Genomic DNA, 1,645 nt, shown 5'->3' on the forward strand with positions numbered 1-1,645 from the left:
GGCCCTGTCTCACATTCGGTGGTGACGGGGTGTGACGCTATCCGAGGAGGATGCGGTGGCGAAGTAGGGTGAAGCCTGCTCGTCCGTGCATCTGGCGCGCTATCCGCTTGGTTTTGGTGTTGACGCCCTCGGTGGGGCCGTTGCTGTACGGAAGGGTGAGCCCCGCGATCACGGCGTCGAGGTCTCGGTCCAGGCCCCGGGTGAAGGCGTGCAGATGAGGCAGGTCGGCTGCTCGGACTTGGGCGATCCAGCGCGTGAGTGCGTCGGCGTTGTCGGCGTGCGGCGTAAGAAGCGGGGCGAAGTCTCTGATACCGGCCGCGAGTTGGGTCATCTCGGGGCAGGTGGCGGTGAGCTTGGTCAGGAGCTCGTGTTGGTCGGCCTTGAGGTTGTCGGGCCTGGTCAGCAGCATCCGGGCGAGCCTGCGCGGGGAGATGTGGCTGCGGTCGGCGTCCGCGCGGCCCTGGTTGATGTACTTGTGCAGGAGGTTCAGGCAGCCCGTGAAGCCGAGGGTCTTGATCTCTTCGAAGAGGTGATTGACGGGGACGGCCGGGTCTTCGGCCCGGCGTTTGCGCAGGTGCTCGCGGTAGGGGTCGACGAGGCTGGCGCGGTATTTGGGGACGCGGAGCATCCGTTCGGGCCTGTCGGCACGGGCGTACCGTTTGACGGTGTTCAGGGCCAGCTGCAGGCGGCGGGCGCATTCGAGCAGACCCACGCCCTTGTCGAGGAGATCGTGGACCTGGTGCCAGCGTTCGAGGGTGTTCTGGGCGCGGGGCCCGTCGTAGATGGGCGCGTCCAGAACAGCGGCCCAGCAGGTGCTGTGCGCCTTCACCTCGCTCAGGGCGGCTTCGCACAAGTTGTGCCACACATGCCAGCGGTCTCCGACCTGGACCGCGTCGGGCAGGGCACGACGGATGGCCTCAGCATAGGTCGCTGAGCCGTCGCGGCACACGACCTCGACGTCGGGATGCTCGCGCAGCCACGCTTCCAGGGTGTCGGCGGTGCGGTCGGGCAGCACATCGATACGCTCATGTGTCTCGGCGTCGATCACCACGGTGGCATAGCGGTGCCGCCGGCGCAGCGCGAAGTCGTCGACACCGATCACGCGAGGTGTCCGCCCGGTGGGCAGCGGGATGCGCAACAGGGTGCGCAGGGCCGTGTGGCGCGACAGGCCCACCGCAAGTACCGCCAGCAAACGTGCACCCGCTCGGCCCGCTAACTCCGCGACCACAGCCTTGACTTGCCTGGTCAGGCGGGCGGTGCGGCGCTGGTATCGCTCCAGGACACCGGGCACCTGTTCGCGGAAGGTATGGCAGCAACCGCGCGTGGGACACACCAGACGCCGCACCCGCACACGGACCACCACCCGGCGGTCATCGACCGGCACGTCGGCCACCGTCCGCGGCTGATAACCGTGCACCCGCCCGGACGACGCCCCGCACACCGGGCAGACCGCGGCCTCCTTCGGCGTCCGGGCCCGCACCACGATCCGCTCGCCCTCGTCGGTGACCTCCTCTATGACCAGCGGGGACAGCCCCGAAAACACCATCTGCACAAGCTCGTTGACATCCTTCACGGGATGTCAACGACCCCCAGGACGCTCCGTCACCACCGAATGTGAGACAGGGCCGTTCGCTACACAGACCCC

General features: G+C 68.1%; 1 protein-coding gene. It reads right to left on the minus strand.

What is annotated here, in order from left to right; all coding sequences use genetic code 11:
- Nucleotides 1-37: 37 nt before the first annotated feature.
- A complete protein-coding gene (locus ACFYMU_RS33380) occupies nucleotides 38-1,546 on the minus strand; it encodes an ISL3 family transposase (RefSeq protein ID WP_388381477.1) in 1,509 nt (502 codons plus the stop codon).
- Between the last annotated feature and the right edge of the window lie 99 nt (nucleotides 1,547-1,645).

It is taken from the genome of Streptomyces sp. NPDC007264 (assembly GCF_042869095.1).
GTDB lineage: Bacteria > Actinomycetota > Actinomycetes > Streptomycetales > Streptomycetaceae > Streptomyces.

Excerpts from the sequence above, each read along its gene's own strand:
- ACFYMU_RS33380 (WP_388381477.1), bottom strand. The coding sequence starts at position 1,546 with ATGGTGTTTTCGGGGCTGTCCCCGCTGGTCATAGAGGAGGTCACCGAC.